We start from the raw sequence: 23244 nt of genomic DNA, 5'->3' as shown, positions 1-23244 counted from the left end.
GGCTCGCCGACGCACCAGTGCGAACGCCCCCACCCGTCACGGGTGGGGGCGTTCGCGCGTCTGCGGCTTGTCACCGGGAAGAAGCGAGCCCGCGGCCCTAACGTTGGCTCCATGAGTGACGACACGCGCGCGCCTCGCCAGCCCTCGGATGACGGCCACGAGCCGGAAGCAGGCGGCGGAGCCGGCGAACCCCGAGAGCTTCCCGACTCCCAGGATCGGCTGGAGGCCGCGCTCGCTCGCAGCCGCGGCATCGGCGAGGACGGCGAGGTGCCGTCCGGTGAGGTGCTCGCGGGGGATGACCTCGCGTTCGACGGTCGGGCGGAAGCGCCGACCGATCCCGCGCTCGCGCCTCAGGAAGACGTCAGGGTCGCGTTCGCGGATCCCCTCGCGACCGACGGCACCGACCCGAACGCGACGGTGGGCCTCGATCGGGATGAGCTCGCGGCCGTGCTCGCCGATGGACCGCGTCCAGGCGCACCTGCAGGTGCGGCAGCCGACACCGAGCAGACAACGGAGGTCCACGGCGAGTCTGCTTCGACGTCTGACACGGTGCCGTCCGCGCCGGAGGCCGGTGCTGATGGCCACGCTGGACCAGAAGATGCCTCGGCGTCGGAGGACGTGCCGGTCATGGAACGCGAGATCGCCGAAGAGGATGACGCCGCGGACTTCCCGGTGACCGAACCGGTTCCCGCCCAGGACCTCGCGGCTGACGCGCTTGGCGCCGCCTCGGTCTCGGCCATCACGGTGGACGCCGCCGGATCTGCCACTGCGCCTGACGAGGAGCGTGAGTCTCCGCGCCGCACCCTCGAGATAGACCGCACAGCTGCCCGTGTCGCGGCCTCGAGCGCAGCCCGCCCATCGGCGCAGGCAGCGGTCGATCCGGAACCGTCTGACGACCATCAGGCCCTCGACGTGGCCACCCCTGTCGCGGGGGAGGTCACGCGTGCGGACGTGGTCGTCACGGAGGCGGTCACCGAGCAGCTCGCCGAGGACGGGGAGACCGTGGAAGCGGTCACCGTCACGGAGCGCGTGGACGTCCTCGACGAAGCAGATGCCGCAGCTGTGACCCACGCGCCGACCGAAGACGCGGCTGACGCCGATGCCGATGCCGACGCCGTCCTCGAGACGGATGCCGCGGACCGTCCCGAAGCCGCACGGACGGTCGAGTCGACGCACGCGAGCGACGAGCGCGTGGACACCGACTCCGCCAAGCCGGACGCCGACGCGTCCGCCACGCAGGCAGACGACGACTCGACGTTCGCGCCACTCCGACTCTCCGCACCGACGGACAGCGACGACCTGGCCCCGGTGAAGCCGAAGAAGCGCGGGAACCGGATGTTCGCGGTGTTCGTCGCCCTGGTCGCCTCGGTGGTGTTCGCAGCCCTCTACCTGCTGGCCTTCGCCCTGCTGCGGACGGCGTTCAACACGGGGCTCGACCCCATCGGCGAGGCCTCCGAGTTCGCGATCACCGCGGCCTTCACGGTTCCCGTCACGGTCTTCGCCGCGTTCGGCGTGCTGTGGGCACTGATCGTGAACCGCGCCGGCTGGTGGGCCTACGTCCTCGGCGGGTTCCTGGCAGCGGTGCTCGTGGCGGCCGGCTACTACTTCGGAGCGGCTCTCCAGCAGCACCTCGCTGACGGGCTCCCCATCACGAGCATCCAGCTCGACGAGGTCCTCGCGAAGTTCAGGGCCTCCGAGCATCTGCTGTCCGCGCTGGTCGCTGCGATCGCGGCCAGGGAGGCCTTCACCTGGGTGGGCGGCATCGCCGCGGCTCGAGGGCGACGGGTGTCGCGAGCCAACCGCAGGGCGAAGCTCGGGTACGAGAAGCGCATGGCGGAGCGCTCCGCCGAGACCGCGGATGCGAACGGAGTGGCCGAGTGAGCGGTGACCAGCTGCGCAGACTCACGCTGCCGAGCGCCGAGTTCCCGGCCTTCCCCGAGGTGGCGATCGACGTGCCCGCCGGGTGGGAGCCGCTGCAGTGGGCTGGCTCGGTGCTCGGTGCGCGGCACCTCGTCGCGACGAACGGCTTCAACCCGAATGTGCTCGTGACGATCGAGCGGTGGCCTGGCACCGTCTCGCACGAGGATGCGCTGACAGTGCTGCGTCAGCGCATCACGCAGGGCGGCGGCAAGGAGCGCCTCGCCGAGTCCGGCACGGAACCACAGCTCATGCACTACGTCGAGTCGACGCAGCGGGACCCGAGGCTGGGCGGGCTCGAGGTCCGCTCGAAGATGGTCGTCCTGCATCGCGGGCCGCTCACGGAGATCGTCACCGCGGTCGGCACGAGCACGGCCGCCCAATCGGCGCATATCGGCAAGGACATCGCGGTGATCGTCCGCGGACTCCAGGTCGAGCTCGCAGCCTGACCTGGACGGCAGCGGTCCCATGATCGAACGCTACGACGCGGAGCTCCCTCCCGACCCGGGTTCGACCTGGGGGAGGGCCGTCATGTGGGGAGCCGTCAGCGGCCTCGTCTTCGCCTCCCTGGTCATAGCAACCTGGGGCTTCGTCGCCCTGGGCCTGGACCGCGACGTCATCGACCTGCCCGGTGTGAGCGTGCTCGTGGCCCCGCTCGCTGTGGCGGCAGGAACGGTCGTGGTGGCCGCCTCCGTGGCGCTCGCGCTCCGCAGACGGTACCGAGGCAGGCCGGGCGTGCTCTGGCTCGCCGCCCCCGGGAGCATCCTCGCCTGGCTCGCCTTCGCGATCGTGGCCGGCATCGCAGCCACGGGGTCCCGAGCCGAGGCCGGAGACCCGGACGCCATCTCACCGCTCCCGAGCCAGGTCGCCATCGGGCTTTCCGTGGGCCCCTTCGGGCTCTCGATCGTTCCCCTGGCGGCGCTCGTCATCCTCGCGGCGGTGCTCTCGACGTCACGGCCGACGCGGCCCGGTCGGGGTCCCGCTTGACCCTGCAAAACTGACGGGGTAGGATTTTTCGGTGCGCGCGCCCTGTCGCGCCCAAAACCGTGCGAACGCTGAAACTGCGAAGAATCTGCAGCGAAGCGCGCAACTGTAAGCAACGCCAGTCGCCTCGACTGCCACCGCTTCACCAACCAGCGATACCAGAGATTTTGTACCGCCGGTCGGTTATCAAGAGGCAAACAGTGCCTCGTAGGCACAGGAATCGTGCTTACCACGATCACGCAGTACAAAACCAAGGAGATTATTCGTGCCAACAATTCAGCAGTTGGTCCGCAAGGGCCGCCGCCCCAAGGCGTCGGCGTCCAAGACGCCAGCCCTGAAGGCCAACCCTCAGCAGCGCGGGGTTTGCACCCGCGTCTACACCACGACACCCAAGAAGCCGAACTCGGCGCTCCGTAAGGTCGCTCGTGTCAAGCTGTCGAACGGCACCGAGGTGACCGCCTACATCCCAGGTGAGGGCCACAACCTCCAGGAGCACTCGATGGTGCTCGTCCGTGGCGGTCGTGTGAAGGACCTCCCGGGTGTGCGGTACAAGATCGTCCGCGGTGCACTCGACACCCAGGCAGTGAAGAACCGCAAGCAGGCTCGCAGCCGTTACGGCGCGAAGATGGAGAAGAAGTAATGCCACGTAAGGGTCCAGCCCCCAAGCGCCCTGTGGTCGCCGACCCCGTGTACGGCGCCCCCATCGTCAGCCAGCTCGTCAACAAGATCCTGCTTGACGGCAAGAAGGGCCTCGCAGAGCGCATCGTGTACGACGCGCTCGAGGGCGTTGCCGCCAAGTCGGACCAGGACGCGGTCGCGACCCTGAAGAAGGCGCTCGACAACGTGCGCCCCACGCTCGAGGTCCGCTCGCGTCGCGTCGGCGGCTCGACGTACCAGGTCCCGGTCGAGGTCAAGCCTCACCGTGCCAACACGCTCGCACTGCGCTGGCTCACGAGCTACGCGAAGAACCGTCGCGAGAAGTCGATGACCGAGCGCCTCACGAACGAGATCCTCGACGCATCCAACGGCCTCGGTGCCGCGGTGAAGCGCCGTGAAGACACGCACAAGATGGCCGAGTCCAACAAGGCCTTCGCGCACTACCGCTGGTAATCCAGCAGCTGGTAGCCCTCACCACTCTCGCTTCAATCCTTTCGGAGGACACCCGTGGCACAGGACGTGCTTACTGACCTGAACAAGGTCCGCAACATCGGCATCATGGCGCACATCGATGCCGGCAAGACGACAACCACCGAGCGCATCCTGTTCTACACCGGTGTCAACCACAAGCTCGGCGAGACGCACGATGGCGCCTCGACGACGGACTGGATGGAGCAGGAGCAGGAGCGTGGCATCACGATCACCTCGGCTGCTGTGACGTCGTTCTGGAAGAAGAACCAGATCAACATCATCGACACGCCCGGTCACGTCGACTTCACCGTCGAGGTGGAGCGCTCGCTCCGCGTCCTCGACGGTGCAGTCGCCGTGTTCGACGGCAAGGAGGGCGTCGAGCCCCAGTCGGAGACCGTCTGGCGCCAGGCCGACAAGTACGACGTTCCGCGCATCTGCTTCGTCAACAAGATGGACAAGCTCGGCGCTGACTTCTACTTCACCGTCGACACGATCGTCAACCGCCTCGGCGCGAAGCCGCTCGTGATCCAGCTCCCCATCGGCGCTGAGAACGACTTCATCGGCATCGTCGACCTCGTCGAGATGAACGCCAAGGTCTGGCCGAGCGACTCCAAGGGTGACACCACCCTCGGTGCCGCCTACGAGACCCTGGAGATCCCGGAAGACCTCAAGGAGCGCGCGGACGAGTACCGCACGAAGCTCCTCGAGGCTGTCGCCGAGACCGACGACGAGCTCATGGAGCGCTTCTTCGCGGGCGAGGACATCTCGATCCCCGAGATCAAGGCGGCCATCCGCAAGCTCACCGTCACGAGCGAGATGTACCCCGTGCTCTGCGGCTCCGCGTTCAAGAACCGCGGCGTCCAGCCGATGCTCGATGCAGTCGTGGACTACCTTCCGTCGCCGCTCGACGTTCCTGCCGTCATCGGCATGAACCCGCGCGACGAGTCGGAGGAGCTCACACGTCGTCCGAGCGCCGACGAGCCGTTCGCTGCTCTCGCCTTCAAGATCGCCGTGCACCCGTTCTTCGGTCGACTGATCTACACGCGCGTCTACTCGGGACACGTCCCGTCCGGCGCGCAGGTCGTCAACTCCTCGAAGGGCAAGAAGGAGCGTATCGGGAAGATCTTCCAGATGCACGCCAACAAGGAGAACCCGGTCGAGTCGATGACCGCGGGACACATCTACGCCGTCATCGGCCTCAAGGACACCATGACCGGTGACACCCTGAGCGACCCTGACAAGCAGATCGTCCTCGAGTCGATGACCTTCCCGGAGCCCGTCATCGAGGTCGCCATCGAGCCGAAGACCAAGGCCGACCAGGAGAAGCTCGGAACGGCCATCCAGAAGCTCGCCGAGGAAGACCCGACGTTCCGCGTCATGCTCGACCAGGAGACCGGTCAGACGGTCATCAAGGGCATGGGCGAGCTCCACCTCGACATCCTCGTCGACCGCATGAAGCGCGAGTTCAAGGTCGAGGCGAACGTGGGCAAGCCCCAGGTCGCCTACCGCGAGACGCTCACGAAGGTCGTCGAGAAGTTCGACTACACCCACAAGAAGCAGACGGGTGGCTCCGGCCAGTTCGCGAAGATCCAGATCAAGCTCGAGCCGCTTGAGATGGACGCGGACAAGACCTACGAGTTCGTGAACGCCGTCACCGGTGGTCGCGTTCCTCGTGAGTACATCCCATCCGTGGATGCTGGCATCCAGGATGCGATGCAGGTCGGCGTCCTCGCCGGCTACCCGATGGTCGGCGTCAAGGCGTCGCTCCTCGATGGTGCTGCGCACGACGTCGACTCCTCGGAGATGGCGTTCAAGATCGCGGGCTCGATCGCGTTCAAGGAAGCAGCTCCCAAGGCCGGTCCCGTCATCCTCGAGCCGCTCATGGCGGTCGAGGTCCGTACTCCTGAGGAGTACATGGGCGACGTGATCGGCGACCTCAACTCGCGCCGCGGCCAGATCCAGTCGATGGAAGATGCCAGTGGTGTGAAGGTGGTGCGTGCACTCGTGCCGCTGTCGGAGATGTTCGGATACATCGGAGACCTGCGCAGCAAGACCTCTGGTCGCGCCGTGTACTCGATGACGTTCGAAACGTACGCCGAGGTCCCCAAGGCTGTTGCCGAGGAGATCATCCAGAAGAACCGGGGCGAGTAGCCCGAACCTGCTCGGGTGACGCAACGCGTCGCCCGAGCGGGTAACATTCATCACTGAAAACCCGGAAGTCATTCTGCGTCATTCGCGGACTGGCACCAACGACGTCCTAGGAGGACCACAGTGGCTAAGGCCAAGTTCGAGCGGACCAAGCCGCACGTAAACATCGGAACGATCGGTCACGTCGACCACGGCAAGACCACGCTCACCGCAGCGATCTCGAAGGTGCTTGCTGACAAGTACCCTTCGGCGACCAACGTGCAGCGTGACTTCGCGTCGATCGACTCCGCTCCGGAAGAGCGTCAGCGCGGTATCACGATCAACATCTCCCACGTCGAGTACGAGACGCCCAAGCGTCACTACGCTCACGTCGATGCTCCGGGTCACGCCGACTACATCAAGAACATGATCACGGGCGCTGCGCAGATGGATGGCGCAATCCTCGTGGTCGCCGCAACCGACGGCCCCATGGCTCAGACGCGTGAGCACGTGCTGCTCGCGAAGCAGGTCGGCGTGCCGTACCTGGTCGTCGCGCTGAACAAGGCCGACATGGTTGACGACGAGGAGATCCTGGAGCTCGTCGAGCTCGAGGTTCGCGAGCTCCTCTCCAGCCAGGACTACCCCGGCGACGACGCACCTGTCGTTCAGGTCTCGGGCCTCAAGGCGCTCGAGGGCGACGAGAAGTGGGCCGAGAAGATCGTCGAGCTCATGCAGGCTGTCGACGACAACGTGCCGGAGCCCGTCCGCGACAAGGACAAGCCGTTCCTCATGCCCGTCGAGGACGTCTTCACGATCACCGGTCGTGGAACCGTCGTCACGGGTCGCGCCGAGCGTGGCACGCTCTCGATCAACTCCGACGTCGAGATCGTCGGCCTCCGCCCGACCGTCAAGACGACGGTCACGGGTATCGAGATGTTCCACAAGCAGCTCGACGAGGCCTGGGCCGGTGAGAACTGTGGTCTGCTCCTCCGTGGCACCAAGCGTGAGGACGTCGAGCGCGGTCAGGTCATCGTCGCTCCCGGTTCCGTCACGCCGCACACGAACTTCGAGGGAACCGCATACATCCTCTCGAAGGACGAGGGTGGCCGTCACAACCCGTTCTTCACGAACTACCGCCCGCAGTTCTACTTCCGTACCACGGACGTGACCGGCGTCATCACCCTGCCCGAGGGCAAGGAAATGATCATGCCTGGTGACACCACGGACATGACCGTCGAGCTCATCCAGCCGATCGCCATGGAAGAGGGCCTCGGCTTCGCGATCCGTGAGGGTGGCCGCACCGTCGGCGCCGGCACGGTGACGAACATCAACAAGTAAGCTTCCAGCTCACTGCAGAGTGGGGTCGGACCTTCGGGTCCGGCCCCATTTTTGCGCTCTCCGCGTCCGAACGGCTCGTGACTGCTCGCGGGTCGTCACCGCAGCTCACCGATTCGGGAACCGGGTTAGAATCAGAAACCGTGTGACGAGCGAAGCTCCGCAGCCTCTCGATCCCCTCCGATGAGCTCCTCGACGCACGAGCGGAGGAACGCCCACCGCCTCAGCGCAGCCCCAGGAGCTCGACGAATGTCCGTACGCGCAGAACGCCCCACGAGCGCGACCGCTCGGTCTGCGCCGAACCGCTACCGCACCGACATCCAAGGGCTGCGGGCGATCGCGTCCCTCCTCGTCGCGTCGTTCCACATCTGGTTCGGCACCGTCTCCGGCGGCGTCGACCTCTTCTTCGTCCTCGGCGGATTCCTGCTGGCCACGACCCTCGTCGGTGAACTCGAGCGTCGGGGGAGCATTCGAGCCTGGCAGTACGTCAAGCGCACGGCCACACGCCTGTTCCCCATGGCCGGTCTCGTCCTCCTCGTCGTCGCAGTCGTTCTCCTGCTGACGGCCCCGGCGCTGTCCTTCCAGCGCAATGTCACCGACCTGTTCGCCGCCGCCACCTACTGGGAGAACTGGCGACTCGCCGGGGACGCGACCGACTACATCGCTGCGGGCCACGACAAGTCAGCTGTCCAGCACTTCTGGGCCATGTCGGTGCAGGGCCAGTCCACGCTGATCCTGCTCGGGTTCGTCCTGCTGCTCGGCGCCGTCGCGAAGCTGGCGAAGTGGCCCGTGCGGCGCGTGGCCATCGTGGGGTTCGCGCTGCTCACCGCAGCTTCCTTCGCTTACGCCCTCAACGAGGTGGCGGTCGACCCGGTCCCCACGTACTACAGCACATGGGCCCGCCTGTGGGAGTTCGGGATCGGGGCCGTCGCCGCGCTCGTCATCACGCGGATCCACCCGCCGAAGGCGCTCCGGGCGATCGTCGGCAGCCTGGGTCTCGCGCTCGTGCTGACCGCAGGTCTCCTGCCGAGCTCCTGGCCGTATCCGGGACTCATCGCGCTCTACCCGGTCGGCGGGGCGTTGCTCGTCCTCATCGCCGGGGCGTCGGGAGACCCTGCTGGAGGCAACCGACTGCTGACCTGGAGGCCCCTGGTCTGGCTCGGCGGCTTCTCGTACGGGCTGTACCTCTGGAGCTGGCCGATCCTCAAGCTGTTCGTCGAGGTCTTCCCAGACCGAGCTGAGCCGGTCTCGTTCTTCGATGGGCTGCTCCTCCTCGCCGTCTCGATCGCCATCGCGTGGGCGACCTCCCGCGGGCTCAAGCTCCTGGGGAGGATCAGGAACCCGCTCGCCCAGATCGATGCGACTGCCCCGAAGTGGAAGCCGAACCCGAGGCTCATCACCTCCGTCACCGTTCCCCTGGTCGCACTCCTCGCCTTCATCGGCGTCCAGGTCGCTCCGCAGGTCCACGAGGACGCCATCGAGGCGATCGAACTCGCGCCTGCCGTCGACAACCTCGACGAGCTCTCGGCGGTCATCGCGGATGCGATCGCAGATCCCACCGTCCCGGACGGGAGGCTTCTCAGCGGAGCGGAAGCGCGCAGCGAAGAGTGGGAGCTGGACGACTGCGTGTCGGTCGCGTCGGACGAAGCGGTTGATCGCTGCGCCTACGGAAGTCCGGATGCGGAACGCGAGGTGTGGATCGTCGGGGACTCCCAGGCCGTGACCTGGGCGCCCGGATTCCGAGACGCCCTCGGCGAGGACACGAAGCTGCAGCTCATGGGGCTGTCGATGTGCCCGTTCACCTCCGGAGCTGGACTGGACAGCATCGACCACTACCGGGAGACGTGTGAGGGACACAACTCCTGGGTGGTCGAACAGGCGACTGAGCGTCTCCCGGATGTGGTCGTGGTCACGTACGGTGCCTGGTGGGTCGGTGACGGATACGAGCACCTCGGCGACGACGTCGGAGCGGACCTCGGACGGGGCAGCAGCGACTACGTGAGAGCCCTCACCGATCTCGGCATCGAGGTCGTCTGGCTCGATTCGGTACCGCCGACGCAGGACCTCGACGAGTGCATGGAGGCGTCGACGGTCTCGGAGGCAGCCAGGGCCTGCGAGACGCCGTTCGGCGACGAGCGCCAGCAGCGCGTCGACGAGCTCGCGACCGAGATGGGGGAGTCCGGTGCGGATGTGGTGCCCACGACAGCCTGGTTCTGCGACCTCGACCTGGCGTCGTGCCCGAGCGTGGTCGCCGGGACTCCGGTTCACAGCGATCCGACGCACATCGGCAGGCAGTACTCGCTCTACCTGTCGAAGGTCATCGCGGACCGAGTTCTGGCCCCGCACGGCTTCTGAGCCACCGATCTCGACGGCGCGACACGCCCGGGTTGCAAGAACAGGTCCGTCCGGTCTAAACTCGGTGAGTTCAGTATTTCGGGGCCCGGCGCTAGTCGTGTGTTCGAATCACTGCCCGGAGAGTGCATAAGCGCCCCGCGTCGCAAGACGCCTGGTGTGCAGCTTAGGCCACCGGCAGCAGAGCAAAGCTCCGGCCAAAGGACAACACCTCACCGAGGTCGAGTCCGGAAGGCCGTCCATCAGCTTGAGTACACTCCTGTGCTCCGAGCAGGTGAACTTGACAGAAAAACAGTGGTGCGAATCCCGGCGTGAAGACGCCACGGGGTTGCATGCGAAGCCGCAATGGCGGCACGTCATTGAGAGAGAGAGTCAACCATGGCGGGACAGAAGATCCGCATTCGACTGAAGTCGTATGACCACGAGGTCATCGACAGCTCGGCGCGCAAGATCGTCGACACCGTAACCCGTGCTGGCGCCTCCGTCATCGGTCCGGTGCCCCTGCCTACCGAGAAGAACGTGATCGCCGTGATCCGTAGCCCTCACAAGTACAAGGACAGCCGCGAGCACTTCGAGATGCGCACCCACAAGCGTCTGATCGACATCGTCGACCCGACGCCGAAGGCCGTCGACTCGCTCATGCGTCTCGACCTTCCGGCCGACGTCAACATCGAGATCAAGCTCTAGGGAAACACATGTCTACCGCTACCAAGACGTTCAAGGGACTGCTGGGCACGAAGCTCGGCATGACCCAGGTCTGGGACGCTGACAACCGTCTCGTCCCCGTCACGGTCATCCAGGTGAGCACCAACGTCGTCACCGAGATCATGACCGTCGAAAAGAACGGCTACGAAGCCGTCCAGATCGCCGCAGGCGCCATCGACCCGCGCAAGGTGAACAAGCCGGCCGCCGGCAAGTTCGCAGCAGCGGGCGTCACGCCGCGCCGTCACATCACCGAACTCCGCACCGCTGACGCAGCGACGTACACGATCGGTCAGGAGCTCGGCGCAGACACGTTCGAGCCCGGCACCAAGATCGACGTCGTCGGCACCAGCAAGGGCAAGGGCTTCGCCGGTGTCATGAAGCGTCACAACTTCTCCGGTGTCGGCGCATCTCACGGTGCCCACAAGAACCACCGTCGCCCCGGCTCCATCGGTGCCTCCGCGACCCCCAGCCGTGTCTTCAAGGGCACGCGCATGGCTGGCCGGATGGGTGGCGACCGCGTCACCGTCCAGAACCTCACGGTTCACGCAGCCGACGCCGAGAAGGGCATCCTCCTCGTCAAGGGTGCTGTCCCCGGCCCCAAGGGTCGTCTCGTTTTCGTTCGCAACGCAGTGAAGGGGGCCTAGTTTCCTATGGCAACCAAGATTGACGTCACCGACGCAGCCGGCAAGAAGTCCGGCACGGTCGAACTGCCTGCCGCCATCTTCGACGCGCAGACCAACGTCCCGCTGATCCACCAGGTTGTCGTCGCACAGCGTGCAGCTGCTCGTCAGGGCACGCACAAGACGAAGAACCGTGGAGAGGTCTCCGGCTCAGGCCGCAAGCCGTTCAAGCAGAAGGGCACCGGCCGCGCCCGTCAGGGTTCGGTCCGCATGCCGCAGCACAAGGGCGGTGGCATCGTCCACGGGCCGACGCCGCGCGACTACTCGCAGCGCACCCCCAAGAAGATGATCGCAGCAGCCCTCATCGGGGCACTGAGCGACCGCGCACGCGGTGGCCACCTGCACATCGTCGACTCCCTCGTCACGGGTGAGAAGGCTTCGACCAAGGTCGCAGCAGCAGCAATCGCGAAGGTCGCGGCAGGACGCAACATCCTCGTCGTCCTCGACCGCAGCGATGAGCTCAGCCTCCTGAGCGTGCGCAACCTCCCGGCACTCCACGTCCTGTTCGTTGACCAGCTCAACGCCTACGACGTGCTCGTCTCGGACGACATCCTCTTCACGAAGGCTGCCTACGACGCGTTCGTCGAGAGCAAGACCAGCAAGGAGCAGGGCGCATGAGCGCAAACAACAAGGACCCGCGCGACATCATCTTCGCGCCGGTGATCTCCGAGAAGAGCTACAGCCTGATCGACCAGGGCAAGTACACCTTCGAGGTCGACCCTCGTTCGAACAAGACCGAGATCAAGCTCGCCATCGAGCAGATCTTCGACGTCAAGGTCGACAAGGTCAACACCTTGAACCGCACGGGCAAGACGCGCCGCACCCGCTTCGGGCTCGGCAAGCGCAAGGACACCAAGCGCGCCATCGTCTCGCTCAAGTCCGGCACCATCGACATCTTCTCGAACGCCGGTTAATCGAGAGCACAGAGGACGAATTCACATGGCTATTCGCAATTACAAGCCCACGACGCCTGGCCGTCGTGGAGCCTCGGTGTCCGAGTTCACCGAGATCACGCGCTCGACTCCCGAGAAGTCGCTGCTCCGCCCCCTGACCAAGTCGGGTGGCCGCAACAACCAGGGACGCATCACGACTCGTCACATCGGTGGTGGCCACAAGCGCCAGTACCGCGTCATCGACTTCCGTCGCAATGACAAGGACGGCGTGAACGCCAAGGTCGCTCACATCGAGTACGACCCCAACCGCACCGCTCGCATCGCGCTGCTGCACTTCTTCGACGGAACCAAGCGCTACATCCTGGCTCCGAACAAGCTCAAGCAGGGCGACATCGTCGAGTCGGGCGCTGGCGCCGACATCAAGCCGGGCAACAACCTCCCGCTGAAGAACATCCCGACCGGTACGGTCATCCACGCCATCGAGCTCCGCCCAGGCGGCGGCGCGAAGATGGCGCGCTCGGCCGGAGCATCCGTCCGCCTCGTCGCGAAGGACGGCCCCTACGCCCAGCTGCGTCTGCCGAGCGGCGAAGTCCGCAACGTCGACGTGCGCTGCCGCGCGACGATCGGCGAGGTCGGCAACGCCGAGCAGTCGAACATCAACCTGGGCAAGGCCGGCCGCAAGCGCTGGCTCGGCGTTCGTCCCACGGTCCGTGGTGTCGTCATGAACCCGGTCGACCACCCGCACGGTGGTGGTGAAGGTCGCACCTCCGGTGGACGTCACCCGGTGAGCCCCTGGGGTAAGCCAGAAGGCCGCACCCGTCGCCCCAACAAGGAGAGCGACAAGCTCATCGTCCGCCGTCGCCCTGCCGGCAAGAAGCGTAAGTAGGAGATCAGAAGATGCCTCGCAGTCTCAAGAAGGGCCCCTTCGTCGACGAACACCTCTTCCAGAAGGTGGTCAAGCAGAACGAAGCTGGCTCGAAGAACGTCATCAAGACCTGGTCGCGCCGATCGATGATCGTGCCGGACATGCTCGGACACACCATCGCCGTGCACGACGGTCGCAAGCACATCCCCGTGTTTGTCACCGAAACCATGGTCGGCCACAAGCTCGGCGAGTTTGCACCGACCCGCACCTTCCGTGGACACGAGAAGGACGACAAGAAGGGTCGTCGCCGCTAACGCGGCGACGTGAAGGAGGAAAATATGGTGGAGTCAACCGCACGCGTGCGGCACATCCGCGTCACCCCTCAGAAGGCTCGTCGCGTCGTCAACTTGATCCGCGGCAAGCAGGCGCTCGAAGCGCTCGCAATCCTGAAGTTCGCACCTCAGGGTGCCTCTGAGCCGGTCTACAAGGTCGTTGCATCAGCAATCGCCAACGCACGAGTCAAGGCGGACAAGGACAGCGAGTTCCTTGACGAGCGCGACCTCTACATCGCCAAGGCGTTCGTAGACGAGGGTGCAACCCTCAAGCGCTTCCGTCCGCGTGCACAGGGACGAGCATTCCGCATCAACAAGCGCACAAGCCACATCACGGTTGTGCTGGCGACGCCGGAGCTCGCCGAGGCCGAGAAGGGGAGCAGCAAGTAATGGGCCAGAAGATCAATCCGTACGGCTTCCGTCTCGGAATCACGACCGACCACGTCAGCCGCTGGTACGCAGACTCGACCAAGCCGGGTCAGCGCTACAGCGACTACGTCAAGGAGGACATTCGCATCCGCGAGTACCTCCAGAAGTCGCTCGACCGTGCAGGCGTCTCGCGCATCGAGATCGAGCGCACACGTGACCGCGTTCGCGTCGACATCTACACGGCTCGCCCCGGCATCGTCATCGGACGACGCGGAGCCGAGGCCGAGCGCATCCGCGCCGACCTCGAGAAGCTCACGGGCAAGCAGATCCAGCTGAACATCCTCGAGGTCAAGAACCCCGAGGCTGACGCTCAGCTCGTCGCGCAGGGCATCGCCGAGCAGCTCTCTGCTCGCGTCGCCTTCCGCCGTGCAATGCGCAAGGGCCTCCAGGGCGCTCAGCGTGCAGGTGCCAAGGGCATCCGCATCCAGGTCTCGGGCCGCCTCGGCGGCGCTGAGATGAGCCGCTCGGAGTTCTACCGCGAGGGACGCGTTCCGCTGCACACGCTCCGCGCCAACATCGACTACGGCTTCTACGAGGCCAAGACCACGTACGGTCGCATCGGTGTCAAGGTGTGGATCTACAAGGGCGACATGACCAACAAGGAACTCGCCCGCGAACAGGCCAACCAGAAGTCGTCCCGTGGGGACCGTAACGACCGCTCCCGCCGTGGCCCGCGCCGCGACAACGAGAAGCAGGTCGCCGCAGGAGTTGAGGCGTAACCATGTTGATTCCACGTCGAGTCAAGCACCGTAAGCAGCACCGCCCGGACCGCAGCGGCATGTCGAAGGGTGGCAACACCGTCTCGTTCGGCGAGTTCGGCATCCAGGCGCTCACGCCGTCCTACGTCACGAACCGTCAGATCGAGGCAGCTCGTATCGCGATGACCCGCCACATCAAGCGTGGCGGCAAGGTCTGGATCAACATCTACCCGGACCGCCCGATGACCGCCCGCCCCGCCGAGACCCGCATGGGTTCCGGTAAGGGTGCAGTCGACTCCTGGGTCGCGAACGTCAAGCCCGGCCGCGTCCTCTTCGAGGTCGCCGGCGTCAGCGAGGAGCTCGCTCGCGAGGCCCTCACACGCGCCATCCACAAGCTGCCGCTCAAGGCACGCATCATTTCGCGCGAGGAAGGCGAGTAATCATGGCGATTGGTACCAAGGAGCTCGCCACCACCGAGCTCGACAACTTCGAAGACGGACGTCTCGTCGAAGAGCTCAAGAAGGCGAAGGAAGAGCTGTTCAACCTGCGCTTCCAGGCCGTGACCAACCAGGTCGAAGAGCGTGGACGCATCCGTCAGGTCAAGCGCGACATCGCGCGCATCTACACGGTGATCCGCGAGCGTGAGCTCGGGATCCGCGCAACCCCGGCCCCGGTCGAGAAGCCGGCCAAGAAGTCGAAGGCCACGAAGGCTTCGAAGAAGGCCGAAGCCCCTGAGGCTGCGCCCGAGGCTGAGAACGAGGAGACCAAGTAATGGCTGAAAGCACGACACAGCCCGAGGCAACGGAAGAGGCGCACGAGCGCAACTACCGGAAGACCCGGCGCGGCTACGTCACGAGCGACAAGATGGACAAGACCATCACCGTCTCGGTCGAAGAGCGCGTCAAGCACCCCCTCTACGGCAAGGTGCTCCGCCGCTCGAGCAAGGTCAAGGCGCACGACGCCGACAACCAGGCCGGCATCGGCGACCTCGTCCTGATTGCAGAGACCCGTCCCCTCAGCGCTACCAAGCGCTGGCGCCTGGTCGAGATCCTGGAGAAGGCGAAGTAGGCCTCGCCTCTTCGACCGCTCAGCGAAGGAATTTGACAGATGCTTCAGCAAGAATCCCGAGTCCGCGTCGCCGACAACACCGGCGCCAAGGAACTCCTCACGATCCGCGTACTCGGTGGCTCCGGCCGCCGCTACGCGGGAATCGGTGACGTCATCGTCGCGACCGTCAAGGACGCGATCCCCGGCGGCAACCTCAAGAAGGGTGAGGTCGTCAAGGCCGTCATCGTTCGCACGATCAAGTCGACCCGTCGTCCCGACGGTTCGTACATCAAGTTCGACGAGAACGCAGCGGTCATCCTCAAGGGTGACAACGAGCCGCGTGGCACTCGAATCTTCGGACCGGTCGGTCGCGAGCTCCGCGACAAGAAGTTCATGAAGATCGTGTCGCTCGCGCCGGAGGTGATTTAACCCATGGCAACGATCCGCAAGGGAGACCTGGTCCAGGTCATCTCAGGCACGAGCCAGGCTCGCGGTGGAGACCGCGGCAAGCAGGGCGAAGTGCTCGAGGTGCTCCGCGATGAGAACCGCATTCTCGTCCAGGGCATCAACTTCGTGACCAAGCACGTTCGCGTCGGACAGACGCAGCGTGGCACGAAGACGGGTGGCATCGAGACCGTCGAGGCCCCCATCCACATCTCGAACGTCGCACTCGTCGACCCCGAGACCAAGCAGCCGGCTCGCACCGGTGTGAAGGTCGAAGAGGTCACGAAGGACGGCGTCACCAAGACGGTGCGCACGCGCGTCTTCAAGCCCTCGCGTCGCGCAGCCAAGCCTGCCAAGGCAGAGAAGGCCGCCAAGGCTGACAAGGCTGAGAAGGCCGAGAAGAAGCCTGCGACGAAGGCCAAGGCCGCCGCACCGAAGAAGAAGGACGACGAGTAGATATGACTGACATCGCCACGGAGGCTGGCAAAATCCAGCCCCGTCTCAAGCTGAAGTACCGCGAAGAGCTCAAGGCTCAGCTGCAGGCAGACCTCGGCGTGAGCAACGTCCACCAGGTTCCGGGTCTCGTGAAGATCGTCGTGAACATGGGTGTTGGCGAGGCAGCTCGCGACGGCAAGATCATCGAGGGTGCCATCACGGACCTCACGGCGATCACGGGCCAGAAGCCCAAGGTCACGAAGGCCACGAAGTCCATCGCGCAGTTCAAGCTGCGCGAAGGTCAGCCGATCGGCGCGCACGTCACGCTGCGCGGTGACCGCATGTGGGAGTTCCTCGACCGCCTGCTCTCGCTTGCCCTTCCCCGTATCCGCGACTTCCGTGGTCTCAGCGACCGCCAGTTCGACGGCAACGGAAACTACACCTTCGGCCTCACGGAGCAGGTAATGTTCCATGAGATCGATCCAGACAAGATCGACCGCACACGCGGTATGGACATCACCGTCGTCACGACGGCGAAGAACGACGAAGAAGGACGCGCCCTCCTGGGCAAGCTCGGCTTCCCGTTCCAGGCCGGTCTCCAGCAGAACTAGTCTGAACACCCGAGGGTCACGGCAGCAGCCGTGACCCCATCGGGCTGTTGCAACCGCAACCGCCCGTCCACCACAGGTCGCGGGGCCGTGTACGGCCCCGCGAAACCAGGCGAAAGGCACTCATCATGACGATGACAGATCCCGTCGCAGATATGCTGACGCGACTGCGCAACGCGAACTCGGCGCACCACGACTCCGTGTCGATGCCGAGCTCGAAGCTCAAGTCCCACATTGCCGACATCCTCAAGCGCGAGGGTTACATCACCGACTGGACAGTCGAAGATGCACGAGTGGGCCAGACCCTCACTCTCTCGCTCAAGTTCGGTCCGAACCGCGAGAGGTCGATCGTCGGCATCAAGCGCGTCTCCAAGCCAGGTCTTCGCGTCTACGCGCGCTCGACCGAGCTGCCAAGCGTCCTCGGCGGCCTCGGCATTGCCATCCTGTCCACCTCCTCCGGTCTCCTCACGGACCGTCAGGCCGAGCAGAAGGGCGTAGGCGGAGAAGTCCTCGCCTACGTGTGGTAATCCGTCATGTCACGAATTGGTCGTCTCCCGATCAGCGTCCCAGCTGGCGTTGACATCAAGATCGACGCGCAGAACGTCACCGTCAAGGGCCCGAAGGGCGAGCTCGCGCTCGTCGTCGCGAACCCCATCGAGGTCAAGCTCGAAGACGGTCAGGTTCTCGTCACGCGTCCGAACGACGAGCGTGAGTCACGTGCACTGCACGGCCTGACCCGCACGCTCATCAACAACAACATCATCGGCGTCACCGAGGGCTACACCAAGAAGCTCGAGGTCGTTGGAACCGGTTACCGCATCGTTTCCAAGGGCACGGGCGTCGAGTTCGCACTCGGCTACTCGCACCCGATCAACGTCGAGCCCCCGGCGGGCATCACGTTCCAGGTCGAGGGCAACAACAAGCTCACGGTCGTCGGAATCGACAAGCAGGCTGTCGGCGAGGTCGCAGCGAACATCCGCAAGCTCCGCCTCCCCGAGCCCTACAAGGGCAAGGGCGTGCGTTACGAGGGCGAGCAGATCCGCCGCAAGGCCGGAAAGTCAGGTAAGTAACCATGGGACTCGGAACTCGAGGAAAGAGCAAGCAGGCAGCGACCCGTCGCCGCCACGTCCGCCTTCGCAAGAAGGTCTCCGGCGACGCGCAGCGTCCCCGTCTCGTCGTCACGCGCTCCGCGCGTCACGTCTTCGTCCAGGTTGTCGACGACACCAAGGGCATCACGCTCGCATCCGCATCCACCATGGAAGCTGAGCTGCGTGAGTTCGAGGGCGACAAGTCCGCAAAGGCGAAGCGTGTCGGCGAGCTCGTCGGCGCACGCGCCAAGGACGCCGGCATCGAGAGCGTGGTCTTCGACCGCGGCGGCAACAAGTACGCCGGTCGCGTCGCGGCCATCGCTGATGGAGCACGAGAGGCAGGGCTGAACCTGTGACCGAGAAAATCGACACCAACACGCCCGACAACATGACCGACACGCCCGTTGAGACGGCCGCGTCGAGTGAGTCGGCACAGCGCGAAGGCGGCAGCGGACGCGACAACAACCGTCGCGGCGGCGGTCGCGGCGAGCGCGGCCAGGGTGGCGGTCGTGACCGCAACTCCCGCGATGACAAGAGCCAGTTCCTGGAGCGCGTCGTCACCATCAACCGCGTCTCCAAGGTCGTCAAGGGCGGTCGTCGCTTCGCGTTCACCGCGCTCGTCGTCGTCGGAGACGGCAACGGTCTCGTGGGCGTCGGCTACGGCAAGGCCCGTGAGGTCCCGCTGGCCATCTCCAAGGGCGTCGAAGAGGCGAAGAAGAACTTCTTCCGCGTCCCCCGCGTCCTGAAGACGATCCCGCACCCCGTGCAGGGCGAGGCAGCAGCAGGCGTCGTCCTGCTCCGTCCCGCCGCTGCAGGTACCGGTGTTATCGCCGGTGGCCCCGTCCGCGCCGTACTCGAGTGCGCGGGCATCCATGACGTCCTGTCGAAGTCGCTCGGCTCGTCGAACACGATCAACATCGTGCACGCGACCGTCGCGGCCCTCAAGCAGCTCGAGGAGCCGCGCGCAGTGGCAGCTCGCCGTGGCCTGCCTGTCGACCAGGTCGTCCCGCAGCGCATCCTGCGTGCCGAGGCCAACGCGGCCAAGGCAGCAGCCGAAGCACAGAAGGTTGGTGCCTGATGGCCGCGAGTCTCAAGGTGACCCAGATCAAGTCCAAGATCAGCGAGAAGCAGAACCAGCGCGACACCCTGCGCTCGCTCGGCCTCAAGCGCATCGGCGACACCGTCGTGAGGCCGGACAACTCGGTGAACCGCGGCTACGTCAAGACTGTCGCTCACCTGGTCTCAGTTGAGGAGATTTCCGAATGAGCAAGAACGAGAACGAGAAGGACGTGACCTCCGAGCCGCAGCTCAAGGTCCACCACCTCCGTCCCGCTCCCGGCGCCAAGAAGTCCAAGACGCGCGTCGGTCGCGGTGAGGGCTCCAAGGGCAAGACCGCTGGTCGCGGCACCAAGGGGTCGAAGGCACGTACAACCGTGCGCATCGGCTTCGAAGGTGGCCAGATGCCACTGCACATGCGTACGCCGAAGCTGCGCGGGTTCAAGAACCCGTTCCGCGTCGAGTACCAGGTCGTCAACCTCTCCAAGCTGGCTGAGCTCTTCCCCGAAGGCGGCGACGTCACCATCGCCGGCCTCGTGGCAAAGGGCGCAGTTCGCAAGAACGAGCCCGTCAAGGTGCTCGGCAATGGCGAGATTGCGGTTAAGCTGAACGTCGCGGTCGACAAGGTCTCCAGCTCAGCAGAGCAGAAGATCGTTGCTGCCGGCGGTTCCGTCAAGTAGTAACTCCAAGCGGGGGTCGGCGGTTGCCGACCCCCGCTTGTCTCTTTCACGAGAAATGAAAGCAGGAACGTAGTGTTCAGTGCCGTCGCACGAGTGTTCAAGACTCCGGATCTTCGTCGCAAGATCCTCTTCACGCTCGCTATGGTCGCCATCTACCGGATCGGCACCACGGTTCCTGGCCCCTTTGTGAACTACGTCAACGTGCAGCAGTGTCTCGACACTGGGACGCAGATGGCCGGTCTCTATGACATGGTCAACCTGTTCTCCGGTGGTGCACTGCTCCAGTTGTCGATCTTCGCGCTGGGCATCATGCCGTACATCACGGCATCGATCATCACGCAGCTGCTGCGTGTGGTCATCCCCCACTTCGAGGCACTCCATAAGGAGGGTCAGGCGGGCCAGTCGAAGCTCACGCAGTACACGCGATACCTGACGATCGCCCTCGCGATCCTGCAGGCGACGACGCTCGCCACAGTCGCGAAGTCCGGGACGCTCTTCGGCACGGGCAACGCAGCCTGCGAGAACGTCCTCAACATGCTCAATGAGTCGGCGGCGACGCCCGAGAACGCCGTGATCAACATGGTCCGCATCGTGCTCATGGTCGCTGCCATGACGGCAGGCACTGCCGTCATCATGTGGATGGCGGAGCTCATCACGGAGCGCGGCGTCGGCAACGGCATGTCGCTCCTGATCTTCACCTCGATCGCCGCCTCGTTCCCCTCGGCGTTCGGCGCCATCGCGGCCGGAACCGGTGGCATGACGACGCTCGTCATCGTCATCGCGATCGGTCTGCTGATCATGATGGCCGTCGTGTTCGTCGAGCAGTCCCAGCGGCGCATCCCGGTCCAGTACGCGAAGCGCATGGTCGGGCGCCGCACCTACGGCGGCAACAGCACATACATCCCCATCAAGGTGAACCAGGCCGGCGTGATCCCGGTCATCTTCGCCTCGTCGCTGCTGTACCTGCCCGCGCTCGTCGCGCAGTTCAACCAGCCGGCAGCGGGGGAGACCCCGCCCGAGTGGGTCACCTGGGTCATGAACAACTTCACGACCGGAGACCACCCGCTCTACATGGCGGTGTACTTCCTCCTCATCATCGGCTTCACGTACTTCTACGTCGCGATCGCCTTCAACCCTGAGGAAGTCGCAGAGAACATGCGCAAGCACGGCGGCTTCGTGCCCGGCATCCGCGCCGGTCGACCGACTGCCGAGTACCTCAACTTCGTGCTGACGCGCATCACGTTCCCCGGCTCGCTGTACCTGGGCGTTCTCGCGCTCATCCCGCTCATCGCGCTCTCCACCGTCAACGCGAACGCCAACTTCCCGTTCGGCGGCGCCTCGATCCTCATCGTGGTCGGTGTCGGACTCGAGACGGTGAAGCAGATCGACGCTCAACTCCAACAACGCAACTACGAGGGGCTTCTCCGATGACACATGACGACCAGACCTTCCGCCTGCTCATCGTCGGACCTCCAGGGGCTGGCAAGGGAACCCAGGCCGTCGGCATCGCTGAGGCCTTCGGCATCCCCGCCATCTCCACGGGCGACATCTTCCGTGCCAACATCAAGAACGGCACGAACCTCGGCCTCCAGGTTCGCGAGATCATCGAGAGCGGCAACCTCGTTCCCGACTCCCTCACGAACGAGCTCGTGCGCGACCGCCTGACCGAGGCAGACGCCGCGGCCGGCTTCCTGCTCGACGGCTACCCCCGCACCCTGGAGCAGGTCGCCTTCCTGACGCAGCTGCTCGCGGAGCAGGGCACCGCCATCGACGCGGTCATCGAGCTCAAGGTCGAGGTGGACAGCGTCGTCGAGCGTCTCCGCCGTCGTTCACTCGAGCAGGGTCGCGCGGACGACACGGAAGAGGCCATCCGCCACCGTCAGAACGTTTACTTGCAGGAGACTGCGCCGCTTCTCGAGACCTACGCAGCGCGCGGTGTGCTCGTGAGCGTCAATGGCTTCGGCACCGTCGAGGAAGTTCGCAACCGGATCTTCGCCGCCCTCGAGCAACGTGGCCTGCGTCACCCGCTGCATCGGTTGAGCGGCAAGTAAGCCCGACACAGCACCACAACCAAGGACCCGCCGGGAGGAGACTCCGGGCGGGTCCTTCGTGGTTGAGGGCCGATCGCACACGGCGGGCGTCGTCTCGGGCCTTTCGTCCCTGGTTCTGCGCGAAGCTTCTCGGCTAGCGTTGCCCTGTCGGCCCTCTCAGTCGGGAGGCGCTGCATGAGCCCTGTAGACAAGGTTGTCCAGGAATGGAGACGCGTATGCCCTCGCCCTCAGCTGAGCCACATGACCTCGTCGATTTCGACGTGCTGTTGAGCGAGGAGGAGTTGGCCTCGCGTCGACGGGTGCGGCTCCTCGTGGACGAGCACGTGCGGCCGCGAATCGCCTCCTGGTACGAGGATGCTGTGTTCCCGATCGACCTCGTGCCGGTGCTTGCGAGCGAGGGACTGCTCGGCATGCACCTGGGCGGGTACGGGTGCGCCGGACGCAGCGCCGTCGAGTACGGCATCGCTGCCGCCGAGCTGGAAGCCGGCGACTCGGGGATCCGCACGTTCGTCTCCGTGCAGGGCTCCCTCGCGATGAGCGCGATCTGGAAGCACGGCAGCGAGGATCAGAAGAACGAGTGGCTTCCGCGCATGGCGGCGGGCGAGGTCATCGGATGCTTCGGCCTGACCGAGCCGGAGGCTGGATCTGACCCGGGGACCATGCGTACATTCGCCCGGCGGGACGGCGACGACTGGGTGATCAGCGGGGCCAAGCGCTGGATCGGCCTGGCGTCGCTCGCTCAGCTCGCGGTCATCTGGGCGCAGACCGACGACGGCGTCCGCGGCTTCCTCATGCCGACGGCATCCGCTGGGTTCTCGGCGACGCCGATCGGCCCGAAGCTCTCGATGCGCGCCTCCGTGCAGTGCGACATCGTCTTGGACTCGGTCAGGGTCCCTGCCGATGCGATGCTCCCCGGGGCACGCGGGCTGCGCGGGCCCTTCGAGTGCCTCAACGAAGCGCGCTACGGCATCGCGTGGGGCGTCATGGGAGCGGCCAGGGACAGCTTCGAGGCGGCGCTCGCGTACGCGGGGGAGCGGCAGCCGTTCAATCGTCCGCTGTCCGGCTTCCAGCTGACGCAGCAGAAGCTCGTCGATATGGCGCTCGAGATCAACAAGGGCTTCCTGCTCGCGCTCCAGCTCGGACGCCTCAAGGACGCCGGCCGCATCCAACCGCACCATATCTCCGCTGGCAAGCTCAACAACACGCGCGAGGCGATCGCCATCGCACGTGAGGCGAGGACCATCCTGGGCGGCAACGGCATCACCCTCGACTACTCGCCGCTGCGTCATGCGAACAACCTCGAGTCGGTGCGCACCTACGAGGGGACAGACGAGATCCACACCCTCGTCCTCGGCAGCAAGCTGACCGGCATCCCGGCCTTCAGGTAGGC

General features: G+C 65.4%; 30 protein-coding genes and 1 pseudogene. All 31 read left to right on the top strand.

Annotated elements, in window-relative coordinates; translation table 11 throughout:
• Window positions 1-111 precede the first annotated feature (111 nt).
• The 31 genes and pseudogenes from ABVF28_RS08755 to ABVF28_RS08605 all read left to right on the top strand — a co-directional run bounded on the left by ABVF28_RS08755 (window position 112) and on the right by ABVF28_RS08605 (window position 23242).
• The gene (locus ABVF28_RS08755; RefSeq protein WP_371030207.1) at window positions 112-1881 is read left to right on the top strand and encodes a hypothetical protein; all 1770 of its coding nucleotides are present in this window, start codon (window positions 112-114) and stop codon (window positions 1879-1881) included.
• Entirely contained in the window at window positions 1878-2366 is a 489-nt protein-coding gene (locus tag ABVF28_RS08750; RefSeq protein WP_104312720.1) for a hypothetical protein, read from the top strand. Before ABVF28_RS08755 ends, ABVF28_RS08750 begins: the two co-directional genes overlap by 4 nt.
• A gap of 19 nt (window positions 2367-2385) precedes the next feature.
• Entirely contained in the window at window positions 2386-2904 is a 519-nt protein-coding gene (locus tag ABVF28_RS08745) for a hypothetical protein (RefSeq protein ID WP_371030206.1), read from the top strand.
• 262 nt (window positions 2905-3166) lie between these two features.
• Window positions 3167-3541: a 30S ribosomal protein S12 gene (rpsL, locus tag ABVF28_RS08740; RefSeq protein WP_068479306.1), complete on the top strand. Its 375-nt coding sequence runs from the start codon at window positions 3167-3169 to the stop codon at window positions 3539-3541.
• Window positions 3541-4011 (top strand): 30S ribosomal protein S7, encoded by a 471-nt coding sequence (gene rpsG / locus ABVF28_RS08735; RefSeq protein ID WP_104254040.1) that lies wholly within the window; start codon window positions 3541-3543, stop codon window positions 4009-4011. The genes rpsL and rpsG overlap by 1 nt, the downstream gene beginning before the upstream one ends.
• A 54-nt stretch (window positions 4012-4065) precedes the next feature.
• The gene (gene fusA, locus ABVF28_RS08730) at window positions 4066-6180 is read left to right on the top strand and encodes an elongation factor G (RefSeq protein ID WP_104312718.1); all 2115 of its coding nucleotides are present in this window, start codon (window positions 4066-4068) and stop codon (window positions 6178-6180) included.
• A 120-nt stretch (window positions 6181-6300) separates the two neighbouring features.
• Window positions 6301-7494: an elongation factor Tu gene (gene tuf, locus ABVF28_RS08725; RefSeq protein WP_371030205.1), complete on the top strand. Its 1194-nt coding sequence runs from the start codon at window positions 6301-6303 to the stop codon at window positions 7492-7494.
• A 246-nt stretch (window positions 7495-7740) separates the two neighbouring features.
• A complete protein-coding gene (locus ABVF28_RS08720) occupies window positions 7741-9846 on the top strand; it encodes an acyltransferase family protein (RefSeq protein ID WP_371030204.1) in 2106 nt (701 codons plus the stop codon).
• Between the two features lie 375 nt (window positions 9847-10221).
• Window positions 10222-10530, top strand: a complete 309-nt coding sequence (gene rpsJ / locus ABVF28_RS08715) for a 30S ribosomal protein S10 (protein ID WP_068479296.1) — start codon at window positions 10222-10224, stop codon at window positions 10528-10530.
• 8 nt (window positions 10531-10538) lie between these two features.
• The gene (rplC, locus tag ABVF28_RS08710; protein WP_104254037.1) at window positions 10539-11192 is read left to right on the top strand and encodes a 50S ribosomal protein L3; all 654 of its coding nucleotides are present in this window, start codon (window positions 10539-10541) and stop codon (window positions 11190-11192) included.
• Window positions 11193-11198: 6 nt separating this feature from the next.
• Complete coding sequence (gene rplD, locus ABVF28_RS08705; protein WP_104254036.1) at window positions 11199-11846, top strand: 50S ribosomal protein L4; 648 nt, start codon at window positions 11199-11201, stop codon at window positions 11844-11846.
• On the top strand, window positions 11843-12142 hold the full coding sequence (rplW, locus tag ABVF28_RS08700) for a 50S ribosomal protein L23 (protein ID WP_068479290.1): 300 nt from the start codon (window positions 11843-11845) through the stop codon (window positions 12140-12142). Before rplD ends, rplW begins: the two co-directional genes overlap by 4 nt.
• A 25-nt stretch (window positions 12143-12167) precedes the next feature.
• Complete coding sequence (gene rplB, locus ABVF28_RS08695; RefSeq protein WP_104312716.1) at window positions 12168-13007, top strand: 50S ribosomal protein L2; 840 nt, start codon at window positions 12168-12170, stop codon at window positions 13005-13007.
• A gap of 11 nt (window positions 13008-13018) precedes the next feature.
• A complete protein-coding gene (gene rpsS / locus ABVF28_RS08690) occupies window positions 13019-13300 on the top strand; it encodes a 30S ribosomal protein S19 (RefSeq protein WP_068479286.1) in 282 nt (93 codons plus the stop codon).
• A 24-nt stretch (window positions 13301-13324) separates the two neighbouring features.
• Window positions 13325-13708, top strand: coding sequence for a 50S ribosomal protein L22 (gene rplV, locus ABVF28_RS08685; protein WP_104254034.1), 384 nt, complete (start codon window positions 13325-13327; stop codon window positions 13706-13708).
• Window positions 13708-14466, top strand: a complete 759-nt coding sequence (rpsC, locus tag ABVF28_RS08680; RefSeq protein ID WP_068479282.1) for a 30S ribosomal protein S3 — start codon at window positions 13708-13710, stop codon at window positions 14464-14466. The genes rplV and rpsC overlap by 1 nt, the downstream gene beginning before the upstream one ends.
• Before the next feature lie 2 nt (window positions 14467-14468).
• Window positions 14469-14885 carry a 50S ribosomal protein L16 gene (rplP, locus tag ABVF28_RS08675; protein ID WP_068479279.1) on the top strand — a complete coding sequence of 139 codons (417 nt, stop codon included), beginning with the start codon at window positions 14469-14471 and terminating at the stop codon, window positions 14883-14885.
• Window positions 14886-14887: 2 nt separating this feature from the next.
• Window positions 14888-15217: a 50S ribosomal protein L29 gene (gene rpmC / locus ABVF28_RS08670; protein WP_104254033.1), complete on the top strand. Its 330-nt coding sequence runs from the start codon at window positions 14888-14890 to the stop codon at window positions 15215-15217.
• On the top strand, window positions 15217-15513 hold the full coding sequence (gene rpsQ, locus ABVF28_RS08665) for a 30S ribosomal protein S17 (RefSeq protein ID WP_104254032.1): 297 nt from the start codon (window positions 15217-15219) through the stop codon (window positions 15511-15513). Before rpmC ends, rpsQ begins: the two co-directional genes overlap by 1 nt.
• Window positions 15514-15552: 39 nt before the next feature.
• Complete coding sequence (gene rplN / locus ABVF28_RS08660) at window positions 15553-15921, top strand: 50S ribosomal protein L14 (protein ID WP_104254031.1); 369 nt, start codon at window positions 15553-15555, stop codon at window positions 15919-15921.
• A gap of 3 nt (window positions 15922-15924) precedes the next feature.
• Window positions 15925-16269, top strand: a pseudogene (gene rplX, locus ABVF28_RS08655) (50S ribosomal protein L24); the annotation flags it as partial.
• 125 nt (window positions 16270-16394) lie between these two features.
• Window positions 16395-16982, top strand: a complete 588-nt coding sequence (rplE, locus tag ABVF28_RS08650; RefSeq protein WP_104254029.1) for a 50S ribosomal protein L5 — start codon at window positions 16395-16397, stop codon at window positions 16980-16982.
• A 125-nt stretch (window positions 16983-17107) separates the two neighbouring features.
• Window positions 17108-17506 carry a 30S ribosomal protein S8 gene (gene rpsH / locus ABVF28_RS08645; RefSeq protein ID WP_068479267.1) on the top strand — a complete coding sequence of 133 codons (399 nt, stop codon included), beginning with the start codon at window positions 17108-17110 and terminating at the stop codon, window positions 17504-17506.
• A gap of 6 nt (window positions 17507-17512) precedes the next feature.
• Window positions 17513-18049 carry a 50S ribosomal protein L6 gene (gene rplF, locus ABVF28_RS08640; protein WP_104254028.1) on the top strand — a complete coding sequence of 179 codons (537 nt, stop codon included), beginning with the start codon at window positions 17513-17515 and terminating at the stop codon, window positions 18047-18049.
• A gap of 2 nt (window positions 18050-18051) precedes the next feature.
• Entirely contained in the window at window positions 18052-18423 is a 372-nt protein-coding gene (rplR, locus tag ABVF28_RS08635; RefSeq protein WP_371030203.1) for a 50S ribosomal protein L18, read from the top strand.
• 32 nt (window positions 18424-18455) lie between these two features.
• On the top strand, window positions 18456-19145 hold the full coding sequence (gene rpsE / locus ABVF28_RS08630; RefSeq protein ID WP_104286337.1) for a 30S ribosomal protein S5: 690 nt from the start codon (window positions 18456-18458) through the stop codon (window positions 19143-19145).
• Entirely contained in the window at window positions 19145-19333 is a 189-nt protein-coding gene (gene rpmD / locus ABVF28_RS08625; protein ID WP_104312714.1) for a 50S ribosomal protein L30, read from the top strand. The genes rpsE and rpmD overlap by 1 nt, the downstream gene beginning before the upstream one ends.
• Entirely contained in the window at window positions 19330-19803 is a 474-nt protein-coding gene (gene rplO / locus ABVF28_RS08620; protein ID WP_104312713.1) for a 50S ribosomal protein L15, read from the top strand. Before rpmD ends, rplO begins: the two co-directional genes overlap by 4 nt.
• Window positions 19804-19875: 72 nt before the next feature.
• Window positions 19876-21234, top strand: a complete 1359-nt coding sequence (secY, locus tag ABVF28_RS08615; protein WP_104254027.1) for a preprotein translocase subunit SecY — start codon at window positions 19876-19878, stop codon at window positions 21232-21234.
• Window positions 21231-21854 carry an adenylate kinase gene (locus ABVF28_RS08610; protein ID WP_179556246.1) on the top strand — a complete coding sequence of 208 codons (624 nt, stop codon included), beginning with the start codon at window positions 21231-21233 and terminating at the stop codon, window positions 21852-21854. The genes secY and ABVF28_RS08610 overlap by 4 nt, the downstream gene beginning before the upstream one ends.
• Before the next feature lie 215 nt (window positions 21855-22069).
• On the top strand, window positions 22070-23242 hold the full coding sequence (locus tag ABVF28_RS08605; protein WP_371030202.1) for an acyl-CoA dehydrogenase family protein: 1173 nt from the start codon (window positions 22070-22072) through the stop codon (window positions 23240-23242).
• Window positions 23243-23244 lie beyond the last annotated feature (2 nt).

The sequence above is a fragment of the Pseudoclavibacter sp. JSM 162008 genome, from assembly GCF_041366455.1.
Classification (GTDB): Bacteria; Actinomycetota; Actinomycetes; order Actinomycetales; family Microbacteriaceae; genus Pseudoclavibacter.
The sequence above is the reverse complement of the archived record's forward strand: the minus strand, read 5'-3'. Positions and strand labels throughout refer to the sequence as shown.

Bases quoted from the DNA above. Each gene is read 5' to 3' on its own strand.
- ABVF28_RS08755 (WP_371030207.1), top strand. From the start codon at position 112: ATGAGTGACGACACGCGCGCGCCTCGCCAGCCCTCGGATGACGGCCAC.
- ABVF28_RS08745 (WP_371030206.1), top strand. From the start codon at position 2,386: ATGATCGAACGCTACGACGCGGAGCTCCCTCCCGACCCGGGTTCGACC.
- rpsG (WP_104254040.1), top strand. From the start codon at position 3,541: ATGCCACGTAAGGGTCCAGCCCCCAAGCGCCCTGTGGTCGCCGACCCC.
- ABVF28_RS08720 (WP_371030204.1), top strand. From the start codon at position 7,741: ATGTCCGTACGCGCAGAACGCCCCACGAGCGCGACCGCTCGGTCTGCG.
- rpsJ (WP_068479296.1), top strand. From the start codon at position 10,222: ATGGCGGGACAGAAGATCCGCATTCGACTGAAGTCGTATGACCACGAG.
- rplC (WP_104254037.1), top strand. From the start codon at position 10,539: ATGTCTACCGCTACCAAGACGTTCAAGGGACTGCTGGGCACGAAGCTC.
- rplD (WP_104254036.1), top strand. From the start codon at position 11,199: ATGGCAACCAAGATTGACGTCACCGACGCAGCCGGCAAGAAGTCCGGC.
- rplW (WP_068479290.1), top strand. From the start codon at position 11,843: ATGAGCGCAAACAACAAGGACCCGCGCGACATCATCTTCGCGCCGGTG.
- rplB (WP_104312716.1), top strand. From the start codon at position 12,168: ATGGCTATTCGCAATTACAAGCCCACGACGCCTGGCCGTCGTGGAGCC.
- rpsS (WP_068479286.1), top strand. From the start codon at position 13,019: ATGCCTCGCAGTCTCAAGAAGGGCCCCTTCGTCGACGAACACCTCTTC.
- rplV (WP_104254034.1), top strand. From the start codon at position 13,325: ATGGTGGAGTCAACCGCACGCGTGCGGCACATCCGCGTCACCCCTCAG.
- rpsC (WP_068479282.1), top strand. From the start codon at position 13,708: ATGGGCCAGAAGATCAATCCGTACGGCTTCCGTCTCGGAATCACGACC.
- rplP (WP_068479279.1), top strand. From the start codon at position 14,469: ATGTTGATTCCACGTCGAGTCAAGCACCGTAAGCAGCACCGCCCGGAC.
- rpmC (WP_104254033.1), top strand. From the start codon at position 14,888: ATGGCGATTGGTACCAAGGAGCTCGCCACCACCGAGCTCGACAACTTC.
- rpsQ (WP_104254032.1), top strand. From the start codon at position 15,217: ATGGCTGAAAGCACGACACAGCCCGAGGCAACGGAAGAGGCGCACGAG.
- rplN (WP_104254031.1), top strand. From the start codon at position 15,553: ATGCTTCAGCAAGAATCCCGAGTCCGCGTCGCCGACAACACCGGCGCC.
- rplE (WP_104254029.1), top strand. From the start codon at position 16,395: ATGACTGACATCGCCACGGAGGCTGGCAAAATCCAGCCCCGTCTCAAG.
- rpsH (WP_068479267.1), top strand. From the start codon at position 17,108: ATGACGATGACAGATCCCGTCGCAGATATGCTGACGCGACTGCGCAAC.
- rplF (WP_104254028.1), top strand. From the start codon at position 17,513: ATGTCACGAATTGGTCGTCTCCCGATCAGCGTCCCAGCTGGCGTTGAC.
- rplR (WP_371030203.1), top strand. From the start codon at position 18,052: ATGGGACTCGGAACTCGAGGAAAGAGCAAGCAGGCAGCGACCCGTCGC.
- rpsE (WP_104286337.1), top strand. From the start codon at position 18,456: ATGACCGACACGCCCGTTGAGACGGCCGCGTCGAGTGAGTCGGCACAG.
- rpmD (WP_104312714.1), top strand. From the start codon at position 19,145: ATGGCCGCGAGTCTCAAGGTGACCCAGATCAAGTCCAAGATCAGCGAG.
- rplO (WP_104312713.1), top strand. From the start codon at position 19,330: ATGAGCAAGAACGAGAACGAGAAGGACGTGACCTCCGAGCCGCAGCTC.
- ABVF28_RS08610 (WP_179556246.1), top strand. From the start codon at position 21,231: ATGACACATGACGACCAGACCTTCCGCCTGCTCATCGTCGGACCTCCA.
- ABVF28_RS08605 (WP_371030202.1), top strand. From the start codon at position 22,070: ATGCCCTCGCCCTCAGCTGAGCCACATGACCTCGTCGATTTCGACGTG.